The 4,326-nt window shown below is 67.5% G+C and carries 2 protein-coding genes and 1 pseudogene; all 3 read right to left on the minus strand.

The genetic code is table 11. The features are described 5' to 3' along the window. A pseudogene (locus tag NFX52_RS29310) lies at positions 1–220 on the minus strand (hypothetical protein); the annotation flags it as partial. Positions 221–332: 112 nt separating this feature from the next. Continuing rightward, complete coding sequence (locus NFX52_RS29315; RefSeq protein ID WP_055402924.1) at positions 333–3,002, minus strand: EAL domain-containing protein; 2,670 nt, start codon at positions 3,000–3,002, stop codon at positions 333–335. 133 nt (positions 3,003–3,135) lie between these two features. Then, on the minus strand, positions 3,136–4,326 hold the full coding sequence (gene ftsY / locus NFX52_RS29320) for a signal recognition particle-docking protein FtsY (RefSeq protein ID WP_252635962.1): 1,191 nt from the start codon (positions 4,324–4,326) through the stop codon (positions 3,136–3,138).

The raw sequence follows: 4,326 nt of genomic DNA on the forward strand, positions 1-4,326 counted from the left end.
GCTCCGGCAGCGGCTCGACCGAGGTGGTGGCCCCATGGGGTGCATGGGCGGCCTGGGCCAGGCGGGCAGCGGTGGAGATTTGCAGCGGCGGGGCCTGGCGGGCGAGGGGCGTGCTGGCGGGGCGGTCGCCCACCCACATTTCCAGGCGGCTTGTCTGGCTGTGCATGCGCGTGGCGACATGCTGGGACTGCATCTGCAGGGTGGACGACTCGATTCTCATGGGGCACCTCCATGGTTTCCACGGAGGTCCGGCGCTGTGCGGGCTGGCGTGGCCCTTGGTTATCGGCACTTCTGTGTGGTACCTTGAATGCAATCCCGATACCGGCCCAAGGTCAGCTGGAGGTGCCTTCCGGGCCCAGCACCTCCCGCGCGACCCGTTCAAAGTTTTCCAGCGCCATCGGCCTGCCAAACAGATAGCCCTGAAACGCCTTGCAGCCGTGCGCCAGCAGAAACTGGTGGTGCGCTGCCGTTTCGACCCCCTCGGCGATCACGTCCAGACCCAGGCTGCTGGCCAGCGCGATGATGGAGCGTGCGATGGCTGCATCGCTTGGGTCCAGCAGCACGTCGCGTACAAAACCCTGGTCGATCTTGATCTGGTCCAGCGGCAGGCGCTTGAGGTAGCTCAAGGACGAATAGCCGGTGCCAAAGTCGTCCAGCGAAAAGCCCAGACCCTGGGCCTTGAGTGCGCGCATGGTGGCGATCACGCTGTCCACGTTGTCCAGCAGCAGGCTTTCGGTCAGCTCCAGCTTGATGTGCGCCGGGTCGGCGCCAGTGCGCTGCAGCAAGGCCAGCACCTGTGCCACAAAGTCTTCCTGCAGAAACTGCCGCGCGCTGACGTTGATGGCCAGGCTCAGGTGGGCCATTGCCGGGTCTAGCCGCCACCGGGCTTGTTGGCGCAGGGCGGTTTCCATCACCCAATAACCCAAGGGCAGGATGAGGCCCGATTCTTCTGCCAGCGGGATGAACTCCGATGGCGGCACCATGCCGTGCGCGGGGTGTTGCCAGCGCACCAACGCCTCTGCGCCGGTAACCCGCCCCTGCGCGTTCACCTGGGGCTGGTACAGCAGCAGGAACTGCGACTGGCGCAGGCCGTTGTGCAGCTCCGTTTCCAGCAGTGCGCGGCGGTTCACGGCCTGCTGCATGTCAGGGTCAAAAAAGCGCAGGGTGTTGCGGCCCGCGTCCTTGGCGCGGTACATGGCCATGTCGGCCTGTTTGAGCACCTCGTCCACCGAGTCACGGTGCTCGCGCAGCAGCGTCACCCCGATGCTGGCTGTGAAGTGGTGTTCATGCCCGGCCAGATCGTAGGGCTGGCGCAACTGGGCCAGGATCAGTTCGCCCAGCGTGCGCGCCTGGGCGGCGGCTTCCGGCGGGTCACTGCTCAGGTTCTGCAGCACCACCACAAACTCGTCGCCCCCCAGCCGGGCCACCGTGTCCTGCTCGCGCACGCAGCCGCGCAGGCGCAGGGCCACTTCCTTGAGCAGCAGGTCGCCCACCTCATGGCCCCGGGTGTCGTTCAGGGTCTTGAAGTTGTCCAGGTCCACAAACAGCACGGCTGTGGTCAAGCCCGAGCGCGCCCCGCTGGCCAGCACCTGCTGCAGACGGTCTACCAGCAGGCGCCGGTTGGGCAGCTGGGTGAGGGCGTCGTAGAAGGCCAGGTAACGGGCCTCGTCCTCGGCCGCCTTGCGGCCCGAGATGTCGATGTCGATACAGAACATCTCCGGTGGGTGGCCCGGCACCCGGATGTAGGCATGGCTCGAGAAGACATGCACGGGCGTACCGTCCTTGCGCTGCAGCTGCAGCTCGCCGGCGGGAATCACCTCGGCCGTGGCGAACATGTGGCGTACGTGTTCACGCACGGCGTCGCGCATGGGGGGCGGAATGATGAGGTCGAGCAGGTTGCTGCCCAGTGCCTCCTCGGCCGTGTAGCCATACAGCTCCTCGGAGGCCTGGTTCCAGTAGCTCGTGGTGCCATCTTCCAGATAGCCTTGCACCGAGATGGACGGGATATTGCGCAGCAGCGAGCGAAAGCGAAGCTCTGACTCGCGCAGTGCACTTTCGGCGCGCTTGCGTTGGGTGATGTCCCGCGCCAGGAAGACCACGGCCGCCTGGCCCCCCACTTTCACACCCAGGGGCTGCGCCCGCCCTTCAAATTGCCGCGTTCCCGAGAGTGTCTGCATCTCGTATTCCACGCTCTGCGTCTGGCCCGACAGCAAGGTGCTGCGGATCAGTTCCACAAATCTGTCGGCCTGCTCTGCGGGCAGCACGTCATGCATCCGCTTGCCCACAAGTTGGGCGGGGCTGGCGGCCAGCGGGGCGTCGTCGGGCGAGAGCACTTCCACATAGCGCCCCTGGGCATCCAGCACCAGCAGAACGTCGGGAATGGCCTGCGCAATGGCCCGCAGCCGGGCGGCCGTGCCGTGCAGTGCGCGTTCGGTGGCCAGGCGTTCTTCCACGTCGTGCAGCAGCAGGCCCAGCGCCACCGTGGCGGGTGTGAAGGTCAGCAGAAAGGGCAGGGCCAGGGTCTGGTTGACGCGCTGAACCACTTCGGTCGGCAGCAGCTGGAACACCGCCAGCACGGCGGTGTGCAACAGCAGTCCGAACAGCGCCAGCGTCACGGGCTCGACCCCCAGGCGCCCACGCGCCCGGCCCTCGCGGTAGACCAGGCCCAGTGCGGTGCACAGTGCGATCACCATCAAGCCCACCTCCGCCCCCGCGCCGCCCAGCCACAGGCGGCCGGTGGCGGCCATGGCGGCGGCGATGCAGGCCACCAGCGGGCCGCCAAACAGACCCGCCATGCTCAGCACCACCGAGCGGGCGTCAAAGATCACCCCGGGCATCAGCACCACCGGTGTGAGCATGCCCACCACGCAGATGGTGCCAAAAAGAATGCCCGAGAACACCTGCCCGGTGCGCGGATGCTGGCGCCAGACGCGGATGTTGAACCCATGCAGAAAGCACAGCGCCAGCAGCAGGGCAACACCTTTGACCAGCTCAATGAACATGGGCCTCCGTGCCTTTCCAGGGGGAAGCCCATCATGGGGGAATTGCCGCAGTTCGTAAATGTGAAAATGGCCCCCGAAGGGGCCATGGATCACGCTGGCGGGGGAAGGGGGCGGCCCGGACCGCCGGGCTGCATCAGGTGAGCAGCGCCTGCGCGAACTCGCGCGCGTTAAAGGTTTCCAGGTCTTCGAGCTTTTCGCCCACGCCGATGAAATACACCGGAATCGGGCGCTCCTGCGCGATGGCGGCCAGCACACCGCCCTTGGCCGTGCCGTCGAGTTTGGTCACGATGAGGCCTGTGAGCTGCAGCGCGTCGTCAAACGCCCGCACCTGGGCCAGAGCGTTCTGGCCAGTGTTGCCGTCGATCACCAGCAGCACCTCGTGCGGGGCCGTGGCGTCGGCCTTGGTCACCACGCGGCGGATCTTCTTGAGCTCTTCCATCAGGTGCAGCTGCGTGGGCAGCCGGCCGGCGGTGTCCACCAGCACCACATCCTTGCCGCGTGCCTTGCCGGCCGTGACGGCGTCAAAGCTCACGGCGGCCGGGTCGCCGCCTTCCTGGCTCACGATCTCGACCGTGTTGCGGTCGGCCCAGACGCCGAGCTGCTCGCGCGCTGCCGCGCGGAAGGTGTCGGCCGCCGCCAGCAACACGGCCGCCCCTTCGCCAGCCAGGTGTTTGGTGAGTTTGCCAATCGAGGTGGTCTTGCCCGCGCCGTTGACGCCCGCCACCATGATCACCGTGGGGGTGTGTTCACCGATGACCAGGGCTTTTTCGAGCGGGCGCAGCAGGTCGGTCAGTGCGTCGGCCAGCAAACCCTTGACAGCGGCGGGGTCGGTGGCCTTGGCCTCCTTCACGCGGCGCTTGAGGTCGGCCAGCAGGTGGGTGGTGGCCTTGACACCGGTGTCGGCCATCAGCAGGGCCTCTTCCAGCTCTTCATACAGCGCATCGTCGATCTGCGTGCCGGTGAACACCGTGGTGATGCTGCTGCCGGTTTTGCGCAGGCCGGCCTTGAGGCGATCCAGCCAGCCCTTGCGTTCCGTGGGGGCGGCTGCCGGTGCAGAAGCGGGCGCTGGCGCGGCGATGGCGGGGGCTGCCACCGGCGTGGATGCCGCAGGAGTTGCCTGAACCGGGGCTGCCACCGGCACAGGTGTGGGAACGGGTGTGGCCGGGGGCGCTGCGGCGGGCACTGGCGCAGGCGGTGGGGCTGGCGCTGTTACGGGCGTGGGCGCCGGAGCTGCCTCGAGCGCCTTGGGGGCAAACGGGTTGCGCAGCCAGCCAAACGCTGCCGGTGCTGCAGCCGGGGCTTCGACCGGCGGTGGCGCGGGCAC

The sequence above is a fragment of the Acidovorax facilis genome (genome assembly GCF_023913775.1).
Classification (GTDB): domain Bacteria; phylum Pseudomonadota; class Gammaproteobacteria; order Burkholderiales; family Burkholderiaceae_C; genus Acidovorax; species Acidovorax facilis.